This window comes from Pseudomonas sp. FFPRI_1, from assembly GCF_055384485.1.
Map to the genome: position 1 here is coordinate 6009189 of NZ_AP029168.1, position 23504 is coordinate 6032692.

Annotated in this window: 25 protein-coding genes; 7 read left to right on the forward strand and 18 right to left on the reverse strand. The window is 65.1% G+C overall.

The annotated features are described in order from the left end of the window. Window positions 1-42: 42 nt before the first annotated feature. The gene (locus ACZ5BO_RS26720; protein ID WP_464696997.1) at window positions 43-1668 is read right to left on the reverse strand and encodes a methyl-accepting chemotaxis protein; all 1626 of its coding nucleotides are present in this window, start codon (window positions 1666-1668) and stop codon (window positions 43-45) included. Window positions 1669-1942: 274 nt separating this feature from the next. Between ACZ5BO_RS26720 and ACZ5BO_RS26725 the strand changes: the two genes are divergently transcribed. Next, on the forward strand, window positions 1943-2965 hold the full coding sequence (locus ACZ5BO_RS26725; RefSeq protein ID WP_025126913.1) for a transporter: 1023 nt from the start codon (window positions 1943-1945) through the stop codon (window positions 2963-2965). A gap of 261 nt (window positions 2966-3226) precedes the next feature. Then, window positions 3227-4837, forward strand: a complete 1611-nt coding sequence (locus ACZ5BO_RS26730; protein ID WP_025126912.1) for an inorganic phosphate transporter — start codon at window positions 3227-3229, stop codon at window positions 4835-4837. Window positions 4838-4976: 139 nt separating this feature from the next. On the opposite strand, the gene ACZ5BO_RS26735 is transcribed toward ACZ5BO_RS26730, so the two are convergent. From ACZ5BO_RS26735 to ACZ5BO_RS26760, 6 genes are all read right to left on the reverse strand, one after another. After that, entirely contained in the window at window positions 4977-6299 is a 1323-nt protein-coding gene (locus ACZ5BO_RS26735; RefSeq protein WP_464696998.1) for a purine-cytosine permease family protein, read from the reverse strand. A gap of 111 nt (window positions 6300-6410) precedes the next feature. Continuing rightward, on the reverse strand, window positions 6411-7385 hold the full coding sequence (locus ACZ5BO_RS26740) for a 5-oxoprolinase subunit C family protein (protein ID WP_464696999.1): 975 nt from the start codon (window positions 7383-7385) through the stop codon (window positions 6411-6413). Continuing rightward, window positions 7382-8254 (reverse strand): 5-oxoprolinase subunit B family protein, encoded by an 873-nt coding sequence (locus ACZ5BO_RS26745; RefSeq protein ID WP_025126909.1) that lies wholly within the window; start codon window positions 8252-8254, stop codon window positions 7382-7384. Before ACZ5BO_RS26745 ends, ACZ5BO_RS26740 begins: the two co-directional genes overlap by 4 nt. Next, window positions 8251-9624 (reverse strand): acetyl-CoA carboxylase biotin carboxylase subunit, encoded by a 1374-nt coding sequence (locus ACZ5BO_RS26750; protein ID WP_464697000.1) that lies wholly within the window; start codon window positions 9622-9624, stop codon window positions 8251-8253. The genes ACZ5BO_RS26745 and ACZ5BO_RS26750 overlap by 4 nt, the downstream gene beginning before the upstream one ends. A 10-nt stretch (window positions 9625-9634) precedes the next feature. Further along, window positions 9635-9877 carry an acetyl-CoA carboxylase gene (locus ACZ5BO_RS26755; protein WP_464697001.1) on the reverse strand — a complete coding sequence of 81 codons (243 nt, stop codon included), beginning with the start codon at window positions 9875-9877 and terminating at the stop codon, window positions 9635-9637. A 94-nt stretch (window positions 9878-9971) separates the two neighbouring features. Next, window positions 9972-10730, reverse strand: a complete 759-nt coding sequence (locus tag ACZ5BO_RS26760; RefSeq protein ID WP_464697002.1) for a 5-oxoprolinase subunit PxpA — start codon at window positions 10728-10730, stop codon at window positions 9972-9974. A 267-nt stretch (window positions 10731-10997) separates the two neighbouring features. Between ACZ5BO_RS26760 and ACZ5BO_RS26765 the strand changes: the two genes are divergently transcribed. Next, window positions 10998-11915, forward strand: coding sequence for a LysR family transcriptional regulator (locus tag ACZ5BO_RS26765; protein ID WP_025126905.1), 918 nt, complete (start codon window positions 10998-11000; stop codon window positions 11913-11915). Window positions 11916-12034: 119 nt separating this feature from the next. Here the strand turns inward: ACZ5BO_RS26765 and ACZ5BO_RS26770 are convergent, their stop codons facing one another. The 4 genes from ACZ5BO_RS26770 to ACZ5BO_RS26785 are packed head-to-tail and all read right to left on the reverse strand — an operon-like array spanning window position 12035 to window position 15519. Beyond that, window positions 12035-12619: a PqiC family protein gene (locus ACZ5BO_RS26770; protein ID WP_025126904.1), complete on the reverse strand. Its 585-nt coding sequence runs from the start codon at window positions 12617-12619 to the stop codon at window positions 12035-12037. Beyond that, complete coding sequence (locus ACZ5BO_RS26775) at window positions 12616-14304, reverse strand: PqiB family protein (protein ID WP_025126903.1); 1689 nt, start codon at window positions 14302-14304, stop codon at window positions 12616-12618. The genes ACZ5BO_RS26770 and ACZ5BO_RS26775 overlap by 4 nt, the downstream gene beginning before the upstream one ends. Next, entirely contained in the window at window positions 14297-14911 is a 615-nt protein-coding gene (locus ACZ5BO_RS26780) for a paraquat-inducible protein A (RefSeq protein ID WP_025126902.1), read from the reverse strand. Before ACZ5BO_RS26780 ends, ACZ5BO_RS26775 begins: the two co-directional genes overlap by 8 nt. Next, window positions 14911-15519: a paraquat-inducible protein A gene (locus ACZ5BO_RS26785; RefSeq protein ID WP_025126901.1), complete on the reverse strand. Its 609-nt coding sequence runs from the start codon at window positions 15517-15519 to the stop codon at window positions 14911-14913. The genes ACZ5BO_RS26780 and ACZ5BO_RS26785 overlap by 1 nt, the downstream gene beginning before the upstream one ends. Before the next feature lie 153 nt (window positions 15520-15672). Between ACZ5BO_RS26785 and ACZ5BO_RS26790 the strand changes: the two genes are divergently transcribed. After that, a complete protein-coding gene (locus ACZ5BO_RS26790; protein ID WP_025126900.1) occupies window positions 15673-16320 on the forward strand; it encodes a TetR/AcrR family transcriptional regulator in 648 nt (215 codons plus the stop codon). 9 nt (window positions 16321-16329) lie between these two features. Here ACZ5BO_RS26790 and ACZ5BO_RS26795 read toward each other — a convergent pair whose 3' ends face one another. Further along, window positions 16330-16764 (reverse strand): multidrug/biocide efflux PACE transporter, encoded by a 435-nt coding sequence (locus tag ACZ5BO_RS26795; protein WP_025126899.1) that lies wholly within the window; start codon window positions 16762-16764, stop codon window positions 16330-16332. An 88-nt stretch (window positions 16765-16852) separates the two neighbouring features. Here ACZ5BO_RS26795 and ACZ5BO_RS26800 point away from each other — a divergent pair, with 88 nt between their 5' ends. Further along, window positions 16853-17707 carry a LysR family transcriptional regulator gene (locus ACZ5BO_RS26800; protein ID WP_025126898.1) on the forward strand — a complete coding sequence of 285 codons (855 nt, stop codon included), beginning with the start codon at window positions 16853-16855 and terminating at the stop codon, window positions 17705-17707. A gap of 88 nt (window positions 17708-17795) precedes the next feature. Here ACZ5BO_RS26800 and ACZ5BO_RS26805 read toward each other — a convergent pair whose 3' ends face one another. After that, the gene (locus ACZ5BO_RS26805; protein ID WP_025126897.1) at window positions 17796-18620 is read right to left on the reverse strand and encodes a LysR family transcriptional regulator; all 825 of its coding nucleotides are present in this window, start codon (window positions 18618-18620) and stop codon (window positions 17796-17798) included. A 111-nt stretch (window positions 18621-18731) separates the two neighbouring features. On the opposite strand from ACZ5BO_RS26805, the gene ACZ5BO_RS26810 reads away from it, so the two are divergent. Further along, window positions 18732-19457, forward strand: a complete 726-nt coding sequence (locus tag ACZ5BO_RS26810; protein WP_464697003.1) for an SDR family oxidoreductase — start codon at window positions 18732-18734, stop codon at window positions 19455-19457. Between the two features lie 5 nt (window positions 19458-19462). Here the strand turns inward: ACZ5BO_RS26810 and ACZ5BO_RS26815 are convergent, their stop codons facing one another. From ACZ5BO_RS26815 to ACZ5BO_RS26830, 4 genes are all read right to left on the reverse strand, one after another. Next, window positions 19463-20713: an RNA polymerase sigma factor gene (locus tag ACZ5BO_RS26815; RefSeq protein WP_464697004.1), complete on the reverse strand. Its 1251-nt coding sequence runs from the start codon at window positions 20711-20713 to the stop codon at window positions 19463-19465. Next, on the reverse strand, window positions 20713-21204 hold the full coding sequence (locus ACZ5BO_RS26820; RefSeq protein ID WP_025126894.1) for an SRPBCC family protein: 492 nt from the start codon (window positions 21202-21204) through the stop codon (window positions 20713-20715). Before ACZ5BO_RS26820 ends, ACZ5BO_RS26815 begins: the two co-directional genes overlap by 1 nt. A 26-nt stretch (window positions 21205-21230) precedes the next feature. After that, the gene (locus ACZ5BO_RS26825; protein ID WP_025126893.1) at window positions 21231-21575 is read right to left on the reverse strand and encodes a YciI family protein; all 345 of its coding nucleotides are present in this window, start codon (window positions 21573-21575) and stop codon (window positions 21231-21233) included. 68 nt (window positions 21576-21643) lie between these two features. Further along, a complete protein-coding gene (locus tag ACZ5BO_RS26830) occupies window positions 21644-22078 on the reverse strand; it encodes a YybH family protein (protein WP_025126892.1) in 435 nt (144 codons plus the stop codon). 184 nt (window positions 22079-22262) lie between these two features. Between ACZ5BO_RS26830 and ACZ5BO_RS26835 the strand changes: the two genes are divergently transcribed. After that, complete coding sequence (locus ACZ5BO_RS26835; RefSeq protein ID WP_025126891.1) at window positions 22263-22748, forward strand: GNAT family N-acetyltransferase; 486 nt, start codon at window positions 22263-22265, stop codon at window positions 22746-22748. 79 nt (window positions 22749-22827) lie between these two features. On the opposite strand, the gene ACZ5BO_RS26840 is transcribed toward ACZ5BO_RS26835, so the two are convergent. After that, window positions 22828-23334 (reverse strand): GNAT family N-acetyltransferase, encoded by a 507-nt coding sequence (locus tag ACZ5BO_RS26840; RefSeq protein ID WP_025126890.1) that lies wholly within the window; start codon window positions 23332-23334, stop codon window positions 22828-22830. Window positions 23335-23504 lie beyond the last annotated feature (170 nt).

The following is a 23504-nucleotide window of genomic DNA, read 5'->3' on the forward strand; positions in this document are numbered from 1 at the left end:
CTGTATCAGCCTGGTAAGCCAGCTGATACCGACTCGGCAGCCTCAGGCACTCAGGCGTGAGGTGACCTCGTTCAACTGCCCCGACAGACCATGCAGGTTACGGCTTGCCGCCTCGGTGCGCTGGACGTTGTCCATGTTGGTACTGGCGATGGTGGTGATCTCGGTGAGGTTGCGCGAAATGTCCTCGGCCACCGACGTCTGCTCTTCGGCGGCGGTGGCGATCTGACGGTTCATGTCACGGATCGCTTCCACCGCTTCGGTGATGCGCTCCAGCATGGCCCCGGCCTCGGTCACCTGCTGCACGCTCTGCTCGCTGCGGGACTGGCCGCTTTCAATCGCCTGGGCCGCATCCACGGCGCCGGTCTGCACGCTCTGGATGATCTGGTTGATCTCGATAATGGAAGCGGCTGTGCGTTGCGCGAGGCTGCGCACTTCATCGGCGACCACGGCAAAGCCGCGCCCGGCTTCACCGGCCCGGGCCGCTTCGATGGCCGCGTTGAGCGCCAGCAGGTTGGTCTGCTCGGCGATCCCCTGGATCACTTCCAGGACCTTGCCGATGCGTCCGCTGTCGGTTTCCAGGCGACGGATCACCGTGGCGGTGTTGGCGATCTCGCCGCGCATCTGGGTAATGCTGTGGATGGTGCTCTGCATCACCTGCTCGCCCTGCTGGGCCGACTGGTCGGCATCATCCGCGGCGCGGGCAGCATCGGCGGCGTGGCGGGCCACTTCCTGGGCGGTGGCGGACATCTCGTTCATCGCCGTGGCCACCTGGTCGGTGCGGCTGAACTGTTCGTTGGTGCCCTGGGACATCAAGGTGGCGATGGCGTTGAGCTCACCGCTGGAGCTGTCCAGGTCCGACGCGCTGCGCTGCAGGCTGCTGAAGGTCTGGGCCAGGAAATCACGCAGGGTATTGGCGGCCATCGCCAGCTTGCCCAGTTCATCCTGGCGCTCGCTGGCGACCCGCTGGGCAAACTGGCCACGGCTGAGCTGGGCGACATAGTCGATCAACTGGCGGATCGGCTGCACCAGGCTGCGGTTGACCAGCCACAGGCTGAGCAGGCCGATCAGCAGACCGGATCCGAGCATGACCAGAATCCCCAGCCAGACGGTGCGATCGGCCGCTGCGCTGATCTGCAAGGATTGCTGGTCGCCGTGCTTGCGCAACTCGCTGACCAGCTCGCTCATCTGTTCGCTGGTGGCCCGGTCCACGCCCTTGACCGCCCCATCCCCGGCACTCGGGTCGGCGCCCGCCGCCACGTAGGCGTCACGCCCCTTCTGGTAGGAAGCGCCGAGCAAGCGGTGCTCTTCGGCCAGGCGCTGGACCCGGCTCTTGAGCGTGCTGTCCAGTCCCGGGGTCTGGGCCAACTGCCCGAGGATGTTCTGCACATCCCGCTGACGGTCCTCGAACTGCTGCCAGTACTTGTTCATTTCCTGGGGCTGCTTGCCGCGCAACAGGACGTTTTTCCATTCCTGAACCTGGCTCTTGAACTGCAGGTTGGCTTCATCGATCAACTGCGAACTGTGCAGCGGGCCTTCGATCAATTCGCGGTAATTCTGCACGCCGCCAGACAGCAGATGAAAGCTCGCCAGGGCGATCAACAGCATCGCCAGCAGGCTACCGCTCAGCAGGGCAAGGACTTGCGCTCTCAGGGATTTTTGCAAGAACATCGAGGGGATCTCATGGCAGGGATAGAGCAGGCCCGCTGGGGGCATGCGTAGGTCCGGACTTCCCTGTCAGGTGCATTCGAAGAAGGTCGAATGCGTATTGCATGTGAGCGTGATCGGCTTTGGCCAGACAATCTTTAGCGCCGCCGACCGTCGGTATATCACGGCGGATTGTGCACTTTGAAACGTCACAAAACTGTCAAAAAGCCTTGCCATGATGGGGCACAAGTGAACCTGTGAAACCCGCGCCAGGCACTGCCCCCTCCGGCGAGACCCCATGAACCACAGCATCGACCAGAGTCACCGTGACGCCGACCTGTTCGGCCTGCTCTACGGCTTCAGCTTTCGCCCCGGCGAACGCGGCCGCGAACTGGATTCCGCCAAGGCCCTGCAAGCCCTGCAGCAACCCGAAGACAACGGTGAGTTTCTCTGGCTGCACCTGAACCTGGCCCACGCGGCCTGCGAACGCTGGATGAAGGCGCACCTGCAACTGCCCGAGGAGTTTTTCGAGGCGCTGCACGAAGGCTCGCGCTCGACCCGCATCGAACACGTGGACGCGGCCCTGCTGGCAGTGGTCAACGACGTGGTGTTCAACTTCAGCAGCATGGTCTCCTCGGACATCTCCACCCTGTGGGTCTGCGTCCGCAGCCGCCTGATCGTCAGTGCCCGCCTGCAGCCCCTGCACTCGGTGGACAAGCTGCGCTCCTCGGTCAAGGCCGGCGAGCGCTTTCGCTCGCCCCTGGAATTGCTGGTGCACCTGCTGCGCGACCAGGGCGAGGTGCTGACCCAGATCGTGCGCAGGACCAGCCTCAGTGTCGACCAGATCGAAGACCAGTTGCTGGCCGCCCGGGTATCCACCAACCGTGCCGAACTGGGGGCCATGCGCCGGGTGCTGGTGCGCCTGCAACGGCTGCTGGCCCTGGAGCCGGGCTCCCTGCTGCGCCTGCTCAACCGTCCGCCGCAATGGCTGCAGAAAGAAGACGTCAAGGAGCTGCGCAAGTCCACCGAGGAGTTCGCCCTGATCATCAACGACCTCACGGTGCTGGGGGAGCGGATCAAGCTGCTGCAGGAAGAAATCGCCGCCAACGTCAATGAGCAGACCAACCGCACCCTGTTCACCCTGACCGTGGTCACGGTGCTGGCGCTGCCGATCAACATCATCGCCGGCTTCTTCGGCATGAACGTCGGCGGCATTCCCTTTTCCGGCGACCCGGAAGGCTTCTGGATCCTTGTGGCGCTGGTGGCCACCTTCACCGTGATCGCCGGGCGCTGGGCCTTCCGCAAGCGTCAGGACTACTGAAACGCCCGCTGTAGGAGCTGGCTTGCCAGCGAAGGCGCCCGTCCAGGCGATGCAAGACTCAAGGGCCTCTTCGCCGGCAAGCCGGCTCCTACGCGATGATTGCGGTGATTGCGGTGATTGCGATGGCCGCAATGATGGCGGCGGGCGCGAACGGATCAACGGAGCCACTCAATCGCGCAAACCATGACTTGAGGCAGTCTCCTTGTAACAATTGGCAACGATCATGGGCGACACTCCTTCCAGCAACAGGATTGTCCAGCAATGGCCACCCCTTCCCTGACTGCCACCTCCCCCAACCTCGACGCCAAACCGCAGCTGGATAAAAAACCCGGCCCCTTCACCCTGGTGATGTTCTTCGCGGTATTGGCCATGGGCCTGCTATTCACCGCCTACAGCCTGGTGCACGACATGCACGAGCTGGGCACCACGGTCACCACCTGGACCCCCTTCCTGCTGCTGGGGGTGGCCTTGCTGATCGCCCTGGGCTTCGAGTTCGTCAACGGTTTCCACGACACCGCCAACGCCGTGGCCACGGTGATCTACACCCATTCGCTGCCGCCCCAGTTCGCCGTGGTCTGGTCCGGCCTGTTCAATTTCCTCGGGGTGCTGCTGTCCAGCGGCGCGGTGGCCTTCGGCATCATCGCCCTGCTGCCGGTGGAGCTGATCCTGCAGGTCGGCTCCTCAGCCGGTTTCGCGATGATCTTCGCCCTGCTGATCGCGGCCATCCTGTGGAACCTCGGCACCTGGTGGCTGGGCCTGCCCGCCTCGTCTTCCCACACCCTGATCGGCTCGATCATCGGCGTCGGCGTGGCCAATGCGCTGATGCACGGGCGCGACGGCACCAGCGGCGTGGACTGGAGCCAGGCGACCAAGGTCGGCTACGCCCTGCTGTTCTCGCCAGTGATCGGTTTCGTGTTCGCCGCCCTGCTGCTGTTGGCCCTGCGCCTGTTCGTCAAGAACCGCGCACTGTACAAGGCGCCCAAGGGTGATGCCCCGCCGCCGTGGTGGATTCGCGGCCTGCTGATCCTGACCTGCACCGGGGTGTCTTTCGCCCACGGTTCCAACGACGGCCAGAAAGGCATGGGCCTGATCATGCTGATCCTGGTGGGCACCCTGCCCATGGCCTATGCCCTGAACCGCACCATGCCCGCCGACCAGGCGCTGCAGTTCGCCGCCGTGGCTGAAGTCACCCAGCAGGCGCTGGTGAAATACGCCCCGCAACCGGCCCCGGCCGACCCGCGCCCGGTGCTCTCGGAGTACGTGCGCAGCAAGGAGGCGACACCGCTGCTGATTCCGGCACTGGCCGCCCTGACCGGCTCCATCGGCACTGAAGTGAAAGGCTACGGCTCACTGTCCAAGGTTCCCGCCGAAGCCATGGGCAACGTGCGCAACGACATGTACCTGACCAGCGAAACCATCCGCCTGATGGACAAGGGCCAGGTCGGCCGTTTCGACCAGGACACCCAAGACAAGCTGCAGCTGTTCAAGCAACAGATCGACAACGCCACGCGCTTCATCCCGCTGTGGGTGAAGATCGCCGTGGCCATCGCCCTCGGCCTGGGCACCATGGTCGGCTGGAAACGCATTGTGGTGACCGTCGGTGAAAAGATCGGTAAGACCCACCTGACCTATGCCCAGGGCGCATCGGCGGAAACCGTGGCGATGCTGACCATTGGCGCCGCCGACATGTTCGGCCTGCCGGTATCGACCACCCACGTCTTGTCGTCAGGGGTGGCCGGGACCATGGTGGCCAACGGCGGCGGCTTGCAGATGCGCACCATCCGCAACCTGGCCATGGCCTGGGTGCTGACCCTGCCGGCGGCGATCCTGCTGTCGGGCAGCCTGTACTGGCTGTTCACCCAACTGTTCTGATCGCCAGGTGGCCATCGAGGGCCTGGAAAGACCCTCGATGGCACGGCCCAGGCCGGCGCCTCCATCCGCCCCCTACCTCGGCACCAACGCTTGGCAGCGCAGCAGGGCCATCCTGCCCCGCCCCTCTGCCACCCTCGGCTCAGGTCGACTCCGGCAGCCCGGCGCGAAGGCCGCTGGACAATCCGGCCTGCAAGGCAAACGCCAGGAGCCCGGTCAGCGGTGCGGAAAAACTCGCCAGGCCGCCCCCGGCCCACATCAGCAGCAGACCCAGGGCAGTGCCGCCGAACCAGGCCGTCAGCCCCACCGGATTGAACGCCGGGGCGCCTTCGATCCCATCGCTCCGGGTGCGCCCCAGGAGGATCTGCGCCAGGGCCACGCCGACCCAGGCGACCACGAAGATCCCCTGGTAGGCCAGGGCCTTGAGCAGGTAGGCAAACACATCCGCCAGCATCAGGCCGTAGACGATGATCCCCACCGCCACCGCCCACATCAGGTACGAGCCGCGAATCCCGAAGCGGCTGAAGAACGCCTGCATGTTCAGGGTCGCCAGGTAGTAGTTGGCGGTGTTGATCCGGGTCTGCGTGGCCCAGACGAACAGCAGCCCCCACAGCCCCATCAACTGCAGGATGGCCATCACCACCGAGACCTCGTTCAACGCCCCTTCATGGGGAATGCTGCTGACCAGGTAGATGCCCGCCGCGCCGTTGAGCAGGAAGGTCACGGCATAGAACGGCATGCCGAAATTCCAGCGACCGTGGTAGGCCGCATCCTCGGGCTTGCCGAAACGCGCGTAGTCGAAGGTGAACAGCATCAGGATCCACACCCCCATGTACGCCACGAAGCAGTCCCACCATCCCCAGGCTCTGGGGCTCGCCGGGCCGAAATCCAGCCACTGCGGCTGATAGCCATAACGCGCGATGGACAGGCCCACGGCAAACAGCAGGCCGCCCAGGTACACCGGCAGCAGCACGCCGTTGAGCTTGTCCAGCCAGTGCTGCACGCTGCCCAGGATCAGCGGCACGCTGTACAGCACCACCAGCAGCGCCGCCAGTGGATAGAGCAATTGCGGGTACAGATGGTTGAGCGCCACGGCGATCACCGAGCCTTCGAACACTGCGTAGTAGATCGCCGTGGAGAAGAAGATCAGGGTCGCCAGGCAGGCCCCGGTGCTACCAAACAGCAGCCGCGAAAACAGCGCCACCGACAACCCGCTGCGCATGGCGAAGCGGCTCAGCACGCTGTTCACCAGACCGTAGCTGAGCACTGACAGCAGCATGCCGATCAGGGCATTGCGGGCGCCGTAGGACAGGGCCAGGGAAGCACCGACGACGATGTAGAACATCGCGCTGCACACCGCCCACCAGGCCATGGTCAGGGACAGCCGGCCCATGCGCGCGGCGCTGGGAACGGCGACGCTGGCCGGGGCCTGGCCGGTTTGCTGCGATTGCGATAAAGCTGCCATATGCGTGAACTCCAGAACCAGTCATAGGTTGAAGCGCGGGCAGCCGCCACCGCACCGAGGTGCGGCGTTGGCTTGCCGTTTGGCAGGGCCCGCGCGATGCGGCGGGCAGAATCAGGAAGAGAGCAGCTTGCTCAGGCAGCCCAGTTTCTTCTTATAGGAGCGCCGGGCTTCCAGCGCTTCTTCGAGGGTCACCGCAATGAAGCGGGCCTTCTGGTTGGGTTGCATCTGGCCGATCAGGTCGAGGTCGGCACTGATCACCGTGCCGATCATCGCGTAGCCACCACCGGACACCGCATCCCGGTGCAGGACAATGGGCTCCAGCCCGGCCGGCACCTGGATCGAGCCGATGGGGTAGCAGCTGTCGACAATGTTCGACGGATCGGAACCGGCGCCAAACGGCTGTTCCCGGGGCTGGAAGCCCAGGGCGCTGCCGCCCTTGAAGCGATAGCCGATGCGGTCCGCCTCCGAGCCTACGGTCCAGGGCTCGGCAAAGAAGCTGAGCTTGGCCGCTTCGCTCAGGCGCTCGTAGTACAGGCCGGGCACCACCCGCAGGCTGATTTCGCCGCCCAGGGTCTGACGCAGGGCCATGGGCAGGCTGGCGCCGGCGCGGCCCTTGCCACTGTCGGCACCCACCGGCAACTCGTCGCCGGCCACCAGCCGCCGGCCCTGGAATCCCCCCAGGGCGCCCAGGGCGTAGGTAGACCGGCTGCCCAGGACCAACGGCACGTCGATGCCACCGGCCACGGCCAGGTAGGCCCGGGCACCGGCCTTGGGAAAGTCGAAGCGCAGCACCTGCCCGGCCTTCACCGCGAACGCGGTATCCAGGTGCTGGTCGACGCCGTCGAGCTTGGGCGTCATGTGGGCCCCGCAGACCGCCACCAGGGCGTCCCGGGTGAATGCAAGCTCCGGCCCGAGCAGGGTGCACTCCAGCCCCGCAGCCCCGGCCGGGTTGCCCACCAACTGATTGGCGGCGCTCAGGGCGTACTGGTCCAGGGCCCCGGACGGCGGAATGCCCAGGTGATAGAAACCTTCGCGGCCCAGGTCCTGCACCGAGGTGGCCAGGCCGGGTTTGATGACCTTGATCATGCCAGCACCTCCTGCAACGACTTGGGATAGCCGACCGGGTCGGCAAGAAAGGCATCCAGGGAAAACTCCACCTCGCGGATGCGCAGGTCGAAATGCCCGGCCTCGACCTCGGCCACCGCCTGGTCATAGGCCTGGCGGTCGATGGGCTTGAACTGCACGATATCGCCCGGGCGGAAGAACACCATGTGCGCCTTGAGGTAGGCCAGTTGCTGCTGCGGGTCGTAGATCGGTGCCGGAGTGACGCCGAACATCTGGTAGCCACCGGCGCCACGCACCGAGTAGATGCAGCCGAAGCAGCCGCCATGGCCCAGGGTCAGCTTGGGGGTGTCGGTGCGTGGCCGCAGGTACTTGGGCACCTGCAACTGGCGCTCACGCTCGACCATCTGGAACATGAACGGCAGGCCGGCGACAAACCCCACCATCGAGACGAACCAGGGCGCGCCACTGTGGGCAGCGATGAACGCCTCGACGTCGGCCAGGCCGTTGATCCGGGCCGCGTACTCCAGGTCAGTGGCGCTGGGGTCCTGATGGCGATCGCGAAAACGCATCAGGGTCTCATGGGTCCAGGGATCGTTATAGAGCACCGGGATCTCGATGATCCGGGTGTGCAGGCTGCGTTCGGCCACCGCCCCCGCTTCTGCCTGCTGCACCGCCTCCAGCAGGTCCTGTGGAGCGATGCGGTCAGGGTCGAAACGGATCTGGAACGAGGCATTGGCCAGGCAGATGTCCAGCACCCCGTCCAGTTCCAGGCGCTCCACGGCGCGGGTCACCGCCATGCCCTTGAAGAAGGCCTGCAGCGACATGCTGTCGCTGACCTCGGCAAACAGATGCTCGTCGGCACCAAAGCTGTAGCGAATCGGCTGGCTCATGCGTCACCTCCGGCGCGGCGCTCGGCCAGCCAGGTTTCCAGGGTTCCCGTATGGAAGTCGGCCCGTTGCAGCCAGGGTTCGGCCAACAGCTCGCGGTGCAAGGGCAAGGTACTGGCCATGCCGGTCAGGGTGGTGTGCTCCACGGCAATTCGCGCCCGGGCCAACGCCTCGCCACGATCACGGCCGTGCACGATCAACTTGGCCAGCAGCGAGTCGTAGTAAGGCGGCACAGAATATCCCGGGTACAGGTGACTATCGACCCGTACCCCAGCCCCTTGCGGCCAGACCAACTGCTCGACGGTGCCCGGGCTGGGAAAGAAGTCGCGCGTCGGGTCCTCGGCGTTCAAGCGCATCTGCAAGGCCGCGCCATTGAGCTGGATATCGCTCTGGCGCAGGCCCAGGGGCTCGCCCCCGGCAATGCGCAGCATGGCCTGGACCAGGTCGATGCCGGTGATCAGTTCACTGATCGGATGCTCGACCTGGATCCGCGTGTTCATCTCGATGAAGAAAAACTCGCCGGTGCTGTCGTCATACAGGTATTCCAGGGTGCCGGCGCCCTGGTAGCCCAGGGCCTCGGCCAGGCGCACGGCGCTGCTGCAGAGTTGTTCGCGCTGGACGCTGTCGAGCACCGGCGATGGCGCTTCCTCGAAGATCTTCTGCCGCCGCCGTTGCAGCGAACACTCGCGCTCGAACAGGTGCACCGCATGCTTGCCGTCCCCCAGGACCTGGACCTCGATATGCCGGGCCCGGCCAATAAAGCGCTCCAGGTAGACCGCCCCATTGCCGAAGGCGGTCTGGGCTTCACGCTGGGCCCGGGGAAACTCCTCGGCCAACTGCGCCGCATTCTCGGCCAGGCGAATCCCTCGTCCGCCACCGCCGGCGCTGGCCTTGATCAGCAGTGGAAAACCCACGGCCTCGGCAGCGTCGAGCGCCGCGGCAAGATCGAACAGCTCACCGGCAGACCCCGGCACTACCGGCACGCCCGCAGCCTGCGCGGTACGCCGGGCTTCGGCCTTGTCGCCCATGCGGCGGATGGTCTCGGCACTGGGGCCGACGAAGATCGCCCCGGCATCGACCACCGCTTGGGCGAAGTCGGCGTTCTCCGAAAGAAAGCCGTAGCCGGGGTGTACCGCATTGGCACCGCTGGCCTGGAGGGCGCCGAGCAGCGCCTGGACATTCAGGTAGCTTTTGTCGGCCCGGGCCGGGCCGATGATCTGCACCTCGTCGGCGATCCGTGCGGCCATGGAGTCGGCGTCCGCCTCGCTGCAGGCGGCCACGGTGGGAATCCCCAGGGCCTTGGCGGCACGCAGGATGCGCACGGCGATCTCGCCGCGGTTGGCAACCAGCAGCTTGCTGATGGATTGAGTCATGATCCGGCCCTCACTGCGCGAGCGTCGCGACGACCTGGCCCGGCTCCACCGGGTCGCCGTCTTCCACCAGAAAGGCGCGGACCTGACCCGCGCTCCCGGCGGTCAGTTCGGAAAACTGCTTCATGACCTCGATCAGGCCGATCACGGTGTCGGCGCTGACGGTGTCGCCGACCTCGACGAAGGGCGCCGCCTCAGGGGTCGCCTTGCGATAGAACGTGCCGGGCAAAGGGGTGATGACGTTGTGTTCGGCCATGTCTGTTCCTCTTGGAATAGTTGTAGAAAGGCAGGCAAAAAATTCAAACCTGGGTGAAACCTGCATCTAGGCGCAGTGCTTCAGATCGGGCGCTTCAGCGCGGGGCACGGACCTCGATGCCGGCCTGGTCCAGGGCCTTGCGAGTGGCCTCCACCAGGTCCAGGGCCCCCGGGGTATCGCTGTGCAGGCAGATGGAATCGAATTCGATGGCCAGGTCTTCACCCTCCACCGTGCGTACCAGGCCGCTCTGGCAAGCCCGCAGCACCCTGGCCGCCACCGCCGCCGGGTCCAGGGCCCGTACCTGGCGGGTGAAGACAATGGAGCCGCTGAGGTCATAGTCACGGTCGGCGTAGAACTCGCCGATCACCGGCTGGCCCAGCTCCCGGGCAACGCGCCAGATCACCGAGTTGGGCATGCAATACAGCAGCAGTTCCGGTTCCAGGCGACGCAGGTTCTCCACCAGCAGGCGCGCCGCTTCCTCATCCCGGGCCAGGTGCATGTAGAGCGCGCCGTGGGGCTTGATGTGCTGCAGGGCAACGCCCTGGACCCGGGCCAGCTCACGCAGGGCACCGAGCTGGTACAGCATGTCGTCCACCAGCTCCTGGGCCGGGGCATTGATGTGTCGACGGCCGAAACCCACCAGGTCGCGAAACCCCGGGTGGGCGCCGATGGCCACGCCCAGGCGCTTGGCCTGTTCGACGGTGCGGCGCATGGTGCTGGGGTCGCCGGCGTGAAAGCCGGTGGCGATATTGGCCGAACTGATGAAGCCCATCAGCTCGTCGTCGACGCCATCGCCGATGGTCCAGGGGCCAAAGCTCTCGCCCATGTCCGAATTAAAATCCACTGCCTGCATCACTGTTGCTCCAACTTTCGTGACTTCGTGCCACGGAAATTAGAACCCTCTTGACCCCTTGGGAAGATCTATTATCAGATAGAGCATCTTCTGAAAAACAGATATCAAAGCTGAAAACATTGCCCCAGGCGGCTAAGCAAGACCCAGGATCGTCTGGCTGCAGAGAGGGTTTTCCAACCGAGGCGGTGCGCCCGTCGGCCACTTTCCACCGAAGCGGCGGAGGCGGTTTGCTCACCTGATGCTGGCGCGCGCGCCGAGGATGATTCCATGTCGTTAACCCTGCGCCAGGTGCGCTACTTCGTTGCCACCGCCGAGATCGGACAGATTTCCCAGGCGGCGATCCACCTCAATATCTCCCAGTCGGCGGTGACCACGGCGATCAAGGAACTGGAGGCGATGCTCGCCGTGCAACTGTTCGTGCGCTCGGCCCAGGGCATGAACCTGACCGATGCCGGGCGGCACTTTCTCAACCGCGCCTACGTGATCCTGCGCAGTGTCGAGGATGCGCTCAACAGCCCGCTGCCGGACTACCGGGCCAGCGGCGTGCTGCACCTGGCGGCCAGCTATACGGTGATCGGCTACTTCCTGCCGCACCACCTGCAGCGCCTGGAACACTGGCACCCGGATGTCACCATCGAGCTGCATGAACAGGAGCGCCAGGCCATCGAGCAGGGCTTGCTGGAGGGACGCATCGACATGGCCGTGGTGCTCACCGCCAACCTCACCCACCCGGACATCGTCTCGGAAACCCTGTTCAACTCCGAACGCCGGCTGTGGCTACCGGCGCACCATCCGCTGTGCGAACGGGCCAGTGTCAGCCTGGCGGACGTGGCCGAGGAGCCCTTTATCCTGCTCACCGTCGATGAAGCCGAACAAAGCGCCATGCGCTACTGGGAGCAGGCCGGCCAGCAGCCCAGGGTGCGGGTGCGCACCAGCTCGGTGGAGGCGGTGCGCAGCATGGTGGCCAATGGCAGCGGCGTGGCGATCCTCTCGGACCTGGTGCACCGGCCCTGGTCCCTGGAAGGCAAGCGCATCGAGACCCTGAGCCTGAGCGATGCGGTCACGCCCATGAGCGTCGGCCTGGCCTGGCACCGCGAGCGGGCCTTCACCCCGGCGATGCAGGCCCTGCGGGACTACTTTCACGACGCCTTTCTGGCGCCCCAGCAGCTCAGCGCCCGGCGCTGATAGCGGCAGATGAGCCGGCTCCGCTAGCGGCTGTCGAGGAAGGCTCGCCGGAACTTGCCTGGCTATCTGCGACGCGCCTCATCGTCTTTCACTACCCCTGTGCACCGCGGGCTCATCGCTCAAGGACAGCTCCAGCGCCGGGCGCTGGTGGCCATCTGCTCGGCCAGTTGGCCAATGGCCTGCTGGTGGGCCTGCACCAGGCTGCTCAGCTCGACACCTGCCGGCTGGCGGACCTGGCTGCTGCAGGTGAGGCTGCGGGCCGATTTGCCCTCCTCCCGCAGGCGCAGGCTCCAGACCACATCGATCAATGCGTATTGCCCGGGCAGGGACTCGAAGCGCCGGACATCGGTCTGCACCGCCAGCACCGGGCGCCCGGGCTGCTTGGGCAAACCTTCAAGGTTGCGGCTACCCAGTTTCGACTCCAGCTGGCTGGCCAGGGCATCGTGGAACTCATCCACCAGCGGCGCGCTCCAGCGCTGGGTCTCGAGGATCGCCAGGGTGCCGCTGTCCTGGCGTACCACCAATTGCGGCTGGTCGACCTGAACCGGGATGCGCACCGTCGACATCTCGAATTGGAACGCCGGCGGCGAGGTCGCGCTGGCCCCGGCGCTCACTGGCGGCATCAAGGTGTAGTAATGGGTCGGCGCGGAGCTGCAAGCCGCGAGCCCCAGGGTCAGGCTCAACATCAGGGCACGGGTTTTCATGGCTGGGATTCCGCTGCGGAAGGACGAACTGAAGTGGACGGCGACTGGTAGGCATCCGGTTGATTGTCTTTCAGGCGACCACGGATCAGCGCCTCAGGATGACGCCCGAGGAAATCGGTCAGCACCCGTACCGACCGGGCCGTGCGCTGCACTTCTTCCATGGCCTGGCTGAGCTTCTGGCGCTGCGGCGAGTCCTCGGAGAAGCTTTCGTTGGCATTGGCCAGGGTCTTCTTCGACTGCTCCAGGGTGTCGCGCATCTGCGGCAGCACTTCGCCATTGACCTGCTTCAGGGTCTTCTGCATTTCCACCAGGCTGCCATTGAGATTGGCGGCGATGCTGTCGATCGGCAGCTTGCTGATCTTGTCGACCACGGCCTGCAGTTGCTCCTGCAGCTTGTCCATGCTGCCCGGCACCGTGGGGATCTCCACCGGACGCGCGGTGACATTGAACGGTGCCGGCTTGGCCTCGGGGAAGAAGTCCAGGGAGATGAACAACTGGCCGGTCAACAGGTTGCCGCTGCGCGGCTGGGCCCGCAGGCCGCTCTTGACGAAGGCGCCGATCAACCGGGTTCCGTTTTCCTCGCTGCCGCCGCCCTGCTTGACCAGTTTTTCATGGGCCTTGCCCAGGCGCTCGGGGTAGATCACTGCGCCCACCACCGTTGGGAAGTACTTGCGCTGCTCGTCGTAGTCCAGGTCCATGGACACCACCTTGCCGATCTTCACCCCGAGGAACTCCACCGGTGCATTGAGGGCCAGGCCCCGCAAGGCCTGGTCGAAACGCATGCGGATGTAATAGGGCTCGCCATCAGGTGGCGCCAGGGCGGTGTCCTGGTCGGTGAACAGGGTGTACTCGGCATTCTCCTCGGCCGGCTTGGCATTGGGGCTGTACTTGGGCTCGACGAAGGCGATGCCCCCCGCGAGAATCGTCGACACCGATTCGGTGTTGACCTTGAGGCCCTCGGCCCCCAGGGTCACGTCCACTCCACTGGCATTCCAGAAACGGGTGTCGGTGGTGACGTATTTGTCATTGGGCGAGTTGACGAAGACTTCCAGGTCCACCCCTTTGCCGTTGTTGGCCAGGTGGTAGGACACCACCTGGCCCACCTCGATGCGCCGGTAGTAGAGCGGCGAGCCGACATCCAGCGAGCCCAGGTCGTCGGTGTGCAAGATGAAGCGCTTGCCCTTCTGGCCATAGGTGATGGGCGGTGGGGTTTCCAGGCCCTTGAAGCGGTCCTTGCGTTTGTCCGCCTTGCCGGCATCGGCGCCGATAAAGGCACCGGACAGCAGGGTATCGACCCCGGAAACACCGCTGGCGCCTATGCGTGGACGCACCACCCAGAAGTTCGAGTCCTCGGCGGTGAAGGGTTCCGCGGACTGATCCAGCTCGACCTTGGCAATCACCTTCTTGCGGTCGTCGCTCAAGGCGATCGCCGTCACCTTGCCGATCACCACGTTCTTGTATTTGACCTGGGTCTTGTTGGCTTCCAGGCCTTCGGCGGTCTGGAAACTGATGGAGATTTCCGGCCCCGCGGAAAGCGAGTTGTGGACCACCATCGACAACCCCACCAGGGCCGCGACTATGGGCACCAGCCAGACCAGGGAAACGTTGAAGCGCCGGTTGCGTATCGCCGGACTGCCCGGTGCGGCGGGGGCCCTTGAAGCGTTGGAACCTGGATGATCAGACATCTTCTACCTCTGCATCCCAGATAAGCCGGGGATCGAAACTCATGGCCGCCAACATCGTCAGCACCACCACCAAACCAAAAAACAGAATGCCCATGCGCGGGTCGATGGAGCTCAGGGCACGAAACTGCACCAGGGCCGCCACCACCGCTACCACCAGCACATCGAGCATCGACCAGTAGCCGATCAGTTCGATGAATCGATAGAGCCGTGCACGCTCGCGCTGGGCCCAGCGGCTACGGCGCTGGCAGGTCACCAGCAAGGTCCCGAGAACAAAGAACTTGATGCAGGGCACCACCACGCTGGCGATGAAAATCAGCAGGGCGATGTCCCAGGCGCCGGCTTTCCAGAACTCCACCACGCCGCTCATGATGGTGTTTTCACTGGCACTGCCAAAAATGCTGGTGTGCATCACTGGCAGCAGATTAGCCGGGATATAGAAAATCAGGCTGGCCAGGAGAAAGGCCCAGGTCCGAGCCAGGCTGTTGGGCTTGCGCTCATGCACCGGTGAATCGCAGCGCGGGCAGCGGTGCTCCGACAACTCGCAGGCGCGGCCGCAGGTGTGGCACAGCATCAATTGCAGGTCCCGGGCATAGGGCGGTGCGCTCATCAGTAGCGGCCCTCCAGGTCTTCCCACAGGCGGCGGATGTCCTTGCCGGAGATCAGGATGATCAGCACCGTCAACATCGACAGGGCCCACAACCCCAGCCCCGGGTGCACATCGAGCATGCCGGCCAGCTTGACGATCGCCACCAGGATGCCCAGCAGGCAGACCTCGAGCATGCTCCACGGACGCAGGTGTTCCAGGGCGCGCATGCAGGCCTTGAAACCCGGCGCCGCACGGTCGATGCAGGCAAACCCCAGCACCCAGCACAGCAGGATGATCTGCAGGCAGGGCGCGAGGATGATGGTCAGGCCGGTGACCGCGGCGATCAGGCTGATGCGCCCTTGGGCCAGGGCTTCCACCGACTGCCAGAGGGTCGCCTCGTTGCTCAGGCCTTCAAGGCTGATCTTGATCACGGGAAACAGGTTGGCGAAGACGAACAGCACCCCTGCCGTGATCGACAGCGCCAGCAACTGCTGCACGTTCAAGTGCCGCGCGCGCGCCAGCACGGCGCCGCAGCGGGCACACTGAGCGGTCTGGCCCTTGGCGAGCGGCACGGGCTCGTACACCGAATCGCAGTGTTCGCAAATGATCCAGTCGCGGGAAATAGTCATGGCCTTTAAAGAGTAGGAAAGTCGGTGAGCACTGAGGAAGGCTCTCACCGTCGGGCATTTTCAGCAAAAGTAGAGGATTGTGTCTAGTTTTATCCGAGGACTGGATACAACCATCTACGCCATAATAGGCGCCCCCGGGAAACTTCGCCGACCATGATCGACTCCACGCCCTCCTCCAGCCGACTCCAGCGCACCCCCAAGCAGATCCGTGGCCGCCAGCGCGTCACGGCGATTCTCCAGGCCTGCGCACGCCTGCTGATCTGCCAGGGCGCGTCGAGCCTGACCATGCACGGCATCGCCCGGGAGGCCGGCACCTCCATTGGCTCGCTCTATCACTTCTTCAACGACAAACAGCAGGTGCTGGAAGCCCTGGGCCAGTGCCATGTCGCCGCCTTGAGCGCAATCGTCGAGCCCTTGCAGGCGGTCGATGAGAGTCATTGGCAGGGCCTGAGTTCCCGAGAGGTGATCGAGCAGATGATGTTGCCGATTCTGGAGTACCTCGAGCAGCACCCGGATCTGTTGCAGATGATCAACCCGGGGTTTGCCCTGGGCCCGCTCAAGGCCCCCGACCTGCAGGCGCAGATCCACCGCGCCTATGAGCGGATCCTGGCGGTGCGCATGCCCCAGGCCAGCGCCCTGCAACGACAAGCCTACGGGCTGGCGATGCTCGGGCTGCCCATCGGCCTGTTCCAGCGGGCGCAGGAACATCCGCAGTTCAAGCGGGCGCTGCTGCTGGAAGAGGTGCCCCGCGCCCTGGAGGCCTACCTGGAGGCCATCGAACGCCTGCACCCCCAGGTCTGAAGCCGGCCCTCAGTGGGCCAGCCGCTGTTGCAGCCACTTGTCCCGCAGGACGTCGTAGCCCCAGTGGTAGACGTAGGTGTACGGCAGGAAGAACAACAGCACGCCGATGTCCAGGATGAACGCCTGCAGCAGGCTGATGTTCAGCCACCAGGCAATCAGCGGTACCCCGAAGGCCACCAGCCCGCCTTCGAACATCAGGGCATGCAGGACCCGGGTCCAGCCGTTGCGCGCAAGCTGCAAACGGCTCAGCAGTCGATCGAACAAGCCGTTGAACACCACGTTCCAGGCCAGGGCCAGAAGGCCGATGCCGATGGTCACCAGGCCCATGTCGGCCATGGGCTTGTCCATGATCCAGGACAGCAGCGGGGTGCAGATCAGCACCGCCAGCAACTCGAAACCTACAGCCTGGAAGACACGTTCGGTAAGGGATTTTTGAAGGCTCATGGCCTGCTCCTTGAGTGAAGATGCTGGCAATCATCCAGCAGCAGGCCGATACTTCATAATCAATAACCATCGATCAAGGCGATAGTTCATGGCCTCACATGAAGTGCTGCTGGCGTTCGTCCAGGCCGCTACCCAAGGGTCGTTCTCGGCTGCCGCACGCAAGCTGGGCAAGAGCCAGTCGACCATCAGCGCGGCGGTGGCCAGCCTGGAAATCGACCTCAATGTGCAACTCTTCGACCGCGCCAGCCGCAAGCCCGCGCTGACCCCGGCCGGGCACGTGCTGCTGCAGCGCGCGGAAGACATCCTCGCCGCCACCAGCCGCCTGGAAATGGCCGCCAGCCAGTTGTCCCAGGGGGTCGAGGCAAAACTCACCCTGGCGCTGTCCGACACCTATCAGTCGGATCGTTTCGAAAGCTGCCTGAGCGCCTTCGAGCAACGCTACCCGGACCTTGAGCTGGAATGCCTGATCGCCGAATGCGAGGACCTGATCGCCCTGGTGCAAAGTGGTCGGGCGCAGATCGCCTTTGCCGAGATGCAGACCGACTACCCGGCGGACCTGGATCACCGGACCATGGATGAACAAGGCGAAATCTCCCTGTTCGTCTCCCACAAGCATCCCCTGGCCCAACTGGCCCGCGTCGATCAGGAAGCCCTGCGCCAGCACCGGGAACTGCGCCTGGCCACGGTGCTCAACCCCTACGACAGCCGCACCCAGGGCCGGGTATGGTCGGCCCCCAGCTACCTGATGCTGCTGGAAATGGCCCAGGGCGGCTTCGGCTGGGCGCCGTTGCCGCGCTGGCTGGTGCAAGGCTTTGGCGCAGGCAAACTGCAGGAGCTGAAGATCCGCGGCTGGCCACGCCCGGTGGTGGTCGACGCACTCTGGTCGCGCCTGCACCCACCAGGGCCGGCGGGCAGCTGGTTGCTGCAACGGATGCTGGAGTGAAAGCGTTCGCGCCGCCTGCCATGGCCTTCGACAGCGCGCCGCCTCGAAGACGGCCCACTATCGCCGAGCACGACCGCCGAGCCGCCGATCAGACCTGCAACCGGTGCGCCTGGAAATACTCGTGCAAGGTCCGCAGGGCTGCCGACTCCAGCGCCTGCGCGGCGTAGCACAGGCCAATGCGCCGGCTCGGCGCCGGCAGTGGCAGGGCCCGGCTCACCACCCCCGCCCGCCCCTGCACCAGGGAGGCCGGCAACATGGCCACGCCAATGCCCGCCGCGACCATGTTCAGCGCCTGCTGCAAGCTGCCGGCGTGCCCCGCCGGGCCCTGCGACGAGCGCCCATAGAGCGCCATCAGCCGCTGGTGGGAAGCATGTTGCGGGCAGGTGATCCAGTCTTCCGCCCGCGGCTGGGCACTGGCATCGGCCACCAGCGGGTGATCCACCGACACCGCCAGCACATAGGGTTCTTCCCACAGCGGCAGGAACAGCTCGTCCTCGCAGCACAGCTCCTCCACCGCCAGGCGCGCATCGCCGACACAGCCTTGCTGCAGGGTCAGCAACAGGTTGGGCAGCGCCTGGTGAGCCATGCGCACAAAGGCGGCAATCTGGCTGTCGGCAATATCGCCTTCCACGCCCAGCTCCAGCGCGACCCGGGTGTGGTCTTCACGAAACAGCCGGCTCATGACCTCGGCTTCGGCCACCATGCGCCGCGCCTGGGGATACAGCACCCGCGCCGCAGCGCTGACCTCCACTCCCCGAGGCTGGCGCAGGAACAACTGCGCCCCCAGCTCTTCCTCCAGTTGCCTGACGGTCACCGACAGGGTCGGCTGGCTGATGCACAGGCGCTGAGCCGCCGCGGTGATGTTGCGCTCCTCGAACACCGCGAGAAAGGCCTTGAGATGGCGAATATCCATAGGAAATACCGATGACAGACAGAGGAATAAGGCATTTTTCAGAGAGTTTCGGCCTAAATATACTTCCCCCCAAGCACAGCCATCCGTTTTTCTTATTCCTGGAGTCCCTTCATGAGCAAGCCTCTTGTCATCGTCACCGGCGCCAGTTCAGGCATCGGCGAAGCCACCGCTCGCCTGCTGTCGGCGGCCGGCCACCCGCTCCTGCTGCTGGCCCGACGCATCGATCGCCTGCATGCACTGAACCTGCCCAACAGCCTGAGCCGCGCAGTCGACATCACCGACCGCGCCGCCCTGGTGGCCGCGGTGCAGGAAGCCGAGCAGCAGTTCGGTCCGGCCGATGCCCTGATCAACAACGCCGGGGTCATGCTCCTGGGGCAGATCAGCCAGCAGGCCCCCGAGCAGTGGGAACAGATGCTCGACGTCAACGTTAAGGGTCTGCTCAACGGCGTGCACGCCGTGGTGGCCGGCATGATCGAGCGCCGCCACGGCACGCTGATCAACATCAGCTCGGTGGCCGGACGCAAGACCTTCCCCAACCACGTGGCCTATGTCGGCACCAAGTTCGCGGTGCATGGCCTGTCGGAAAACCTGCGTGAAGAACTGGCGCCGCACAATGTGCGGGTGATCACCATTGCCCCCGGCGCGGTGGAAACCGAACTGTTGGGCCATACCACCGACGACAGCATCAAGGCCGGCTACCAGGCCTGGAAACAGGACATGGGCGGCACCGTGCTGAGCGCCGAGGATGTGGCCGCGGCCATTGCCTTCGCCTACCAGCAACCGCAGCAGGTGTGCATCCGCGAGATCGTCCTGGCGGCCACGCGCCAGCAGGCCTGAGGCGTCTAACGAGCGTCGAGCTGGGCCAGGCGGCGTTCGAGAAAACGCCGCTCGGTGGTTTGCCGGGCCAGCGCCAAGGCGCGTTGATAGGATTCCCTGGCGGCCTCGACCTGCCCCAATTGCCGACAGAAATCGGCACGGGCGGCATGGGCCAGGTGGTAATCCTGCAAATCACCGCGCTGCAGGATCAGCTCCACCTGCGCCAGGCCGGCGGCCGCGCCGTCCCGCTTGGCCAGGGCCACTGCGCGGTTGAGTTCGATCACCGGGGAAGGCTGGCGGCTCAGCAGGACATCGTACAGGCCGACGATCTGCGCCCAGTCGGTAAGTTCGGCACTGGGCGCCTCGGCATGCACCGCGGCAATCGCCGCCTGCAGGCAATAAGGCCCTGCGCGCCCGCCGCGCAAGCCCCGCTCCACCAGCCCACAGCCTTCGTCGATCAATGCCGATTGCCACAACGAGCGGTCCTGCTCATCCAGCAGGATCAGCTCGCCGTCGTCGGCAATCCGCGCCTCGCGCCGCGACTCATGCAGCAGCATCAGCGCCAGCAGGCCCATCACTTCGGGCTCCGGCAGCAGCTCCAGAAGCAGGCGCCCCAGGCGTATTGCCTCGCGGGTCAGGTCCTCACGGGTCAACTCCGGGCCCATGGACGCCGAATAACCTTCGTTGAACACCAGGTAGATCACCCGCAGGACGCTGTCCAGGCGCTCGGGCAACTCGTTCAGCGCCGGCACCTGGTAGGGAATCCCGGCATCACGGATCTTCGCCTTGGCGCGCACGATGCGCTGGGCAATGGTGGCGGGGCTGGCGAGGAAGGCCCGGGCGATTTCCTCGGTGCTCAGGTCACAGATCTCCCGTAGGGTCAGGGGCACCTGGGCATCCGCCGCCAACGCCGGGTGACAGCAGGTGAAGATCAGCCGCAGGCGATCGTCTTGCACATCCTCAAGGCTCCAGTCGTCCTGTTCGAGTTGTTCCAACTGGCTGGCCAGGGCCGCCTGGGAAGCAGCGAAACGGGCCCGCCGGCGCAGGGCATCAATGGCCTTGAAGCGCCCGACGGACACCAGCCAGGCCCGGGGATTGTCCGGCACGCCATCCACCTGCCATCGCTCCACCGCAACGAAGAAGGCCTCGTGCAAGGCTTCTTCGGCCAGGTCGAAATCCCCCAGCAGGCGAATCAGGGTGGCGAGGATCCGCCGCGATTGCTCGCGGTAGACCTGCTCCACCAACGCCGTCAGCCCCGCCCCGGATGGCCCCGGCATCAGTCGGGCATGCCCCGGGTCACCAGGGCCACCAGGCGCTCCAGGCTCTGCCCCCAGCCCTCATGGAAGCCCATGGCTTCGTGGGCTTGCCGGTCGGCTTCGGTCCAATGCATCGCCCGCGCGGTGTAGAGGGTCTTGCCGCCCTGCTCCTCGAAGGTCACCTCGGCGGTCATGAAAGGTTTGCCCGAAGGAATCCAGCCGGGTACATAAGCGTCGGTGAACACCAGTCGCGACGGCGCATCAATCTCCAGAAACACCCCCATGGTCGGGTACTCGGCACCGTCCGGGGCCCGCATCAGGGTGCGAAACTGGCCACCGACCCACAGGTCCATTACACATTCCGGGGTGGTCATGCCATGGGGCCCCCACCATTGCACCAGCAGGGCCGGTTCGGTCCAGGCGCGGAAGACTTTGCTGCGGGGCGCGTCGATCAGTTGGCTGATGGACAGTTCATGCTCGGCGGGCACCCGGCCCGCAGTCTGGAAGGTCATCGCGAAACTCCTGCTTGTGGTTGTTATCAGGGATTCAATTCACGTACCGGACGTACTTCAACACTGCCCACCCGGGCCGCCGGGATGCCGGCGGCCAGCTGGATCGCTTCATTCAAGTCGCGGGCCTCGATCAGGTAGAAGCCGGCCAGTTGCTCCTTGGTTTCGGCGAACGGGCCATCGGTGATCGCCAGCTTGCCGCCCCGCATGCGCACCGTGGTGGCGGTCTGCACCGATTGCAGGGCCTCGGCGGCGAGCATCCGCCCACTGCCCTGGACCGCTTCGGCGTAGGCCTGGCACTCGGCATCCCTGGGGCTGTCGGGCAGGCTGTGCAACAGCTGTTCGTCGCTGTAGACCAGGCAGAGGTATTTCATCGGCTTCTCCGAAAAACGGGCTGATCAACTATGGTTGCTGTTTGCCACTTTGGCGAACCGTCCGACGCTCAGGGCTGCAGGTCGAACCGGGTGGTTCCGGTGAGCATGTCGAAGGGCGCCGACCAATGCTCGTGCACCACCTGCCACTGGCCATCGCGGCATTGATAGGCGACGGTCACCCGCATCCAGCAGGCCTTGGTCACGCCCTGGGCATCGGTGCCCCCGCAATGGGCCAGCCAGTGGGCAAACGCCAGCTCCTCGCCGGCCACCACCCGCAATTGCTCGAACTCGAAAATCCCCGCCCCGGGACAGACCTGCATGCAGGCTTCCCAGTGCGCCCGGTAGGCCGCCTTGCCCTTGAATTGCAGGGCGCCGACAGCGTCGAAGGAAATGATGTCATCCGCGTAGTGACTGACGATACGCTCGATATCCCTGGCGATCACCGCCTGTTTCCATTGGTCGATCAGCGCACGCACCTGGGTTTCATTGGATCGGCTAAGCATGGCGAAACTCCTCGAGAGTGGAATGGACCCGGACTGAGCCGTCCCCGCCATGGGGCGCTGAAAGTACTCAGTTCACCCTTAGTCGTCTGGGCCCAGGCCCCTTCGACAGCCTGCACAAAAATATTTTCCAGCCCGGCAAAATCGTTAGAATTCGCCCTCTCCCCTCACCCGACAGCGCTCCCCCGTGGCCACTCGTCTCGTGCCTTACGAACAACTCGACAGCCTGCAGCACGCACGCCTGCTGCAGCTGCAAGTGCAGCCTGGACAACAGGCCTTTTCCGGGGATATTCACGGCGCCCTGCATACCCTGATGAATGCGCCCGAAGGGGCTGTCAAAGGCCTGGCCCTGCTCGCTGACGAACTGCCGGTGGCCTTCCTCCTGCTCAAGCGTCCGCCCTGCCTGCCGGCCTGGGCCGATGCCGACAGCGCCACCCTGCACGCCCTGCAAGTGGATCGAAAGGTCCAGGGGCAGGGGTTCGGCCGTGCCTGCCTGCAAGCCCTGCCCGCCGCCGCACGGCAGTTCTGGCCGGAGCTCAAGGGGCTGATGCTGGCGGTGGATCGCGACAACCAGGTAGCGCTGGGGCTTTATCTCAAGCTGGGCTGGGTCGAGAGCGGCGATGCCTACAGGGGCCGGGTCGGCTATGAGCGCAGGATGGCTCTGGTGTTCTGAGCCCGGGCCCTGGCGAGCGATAGCCCACACCTGGCCAATTCACCGGCATGGACAAAGCCCAGCAGCTGTGGCCTCTGGATCATTGCCGAACCAGGCTGAGCATCATTTCGTGCCAGGCCATGCCGCCGTGGTCCGACTCGGAGGCCTTGAGGTAGACGAAACCAAAACGCTGGTACAGCGGCACATGGCGTTCCTTGCACATCAGGTGGATCCGCGCCTTGCCCAGCGAGGCCATGCGCGCGATGAAGGCCAGCAGCAGTTGCCGGGACAGGCCCGTGCCCTGATGGTCCGGGTGCACCACCACCGACATGATCACCACCTCGGACCCCGCCGGATCGTGGCCGATCAGTTCCTTGAACGCTTCATCGGCCATCTGCACTTCGAAGGTGGCGCCGGCGTTGATGAAACCGGCCACCACGCCTGCCACTTCGGCAACGATGAACCCCTCGGGCCAGGTGGCGATGCGGGTGGCGATCTTCTCCCGGGTCGCGGCTTCATCCCCCTCATAGGCCTGGGTCTCGATGGCAAAGCAGCGGTCCAGGTCCCTCGGCAGGACGGTGCGAATCAGTGGGGTCGAAGCGGTCATGAGCGCGAACCTGAGGTCGGTGAACGAGGGGCGATTCTATCAGCAGCGGCGTCCCGGGGCGGACTTGCGTATGCATTGCATAGGGATCGCCGAGGCGTCCGTAAAGCTTGCATATAAGCCCTGGCGCCGGCAACGCCAAGGGCTTATCTATCAGGTCCCGACGCCCCGGC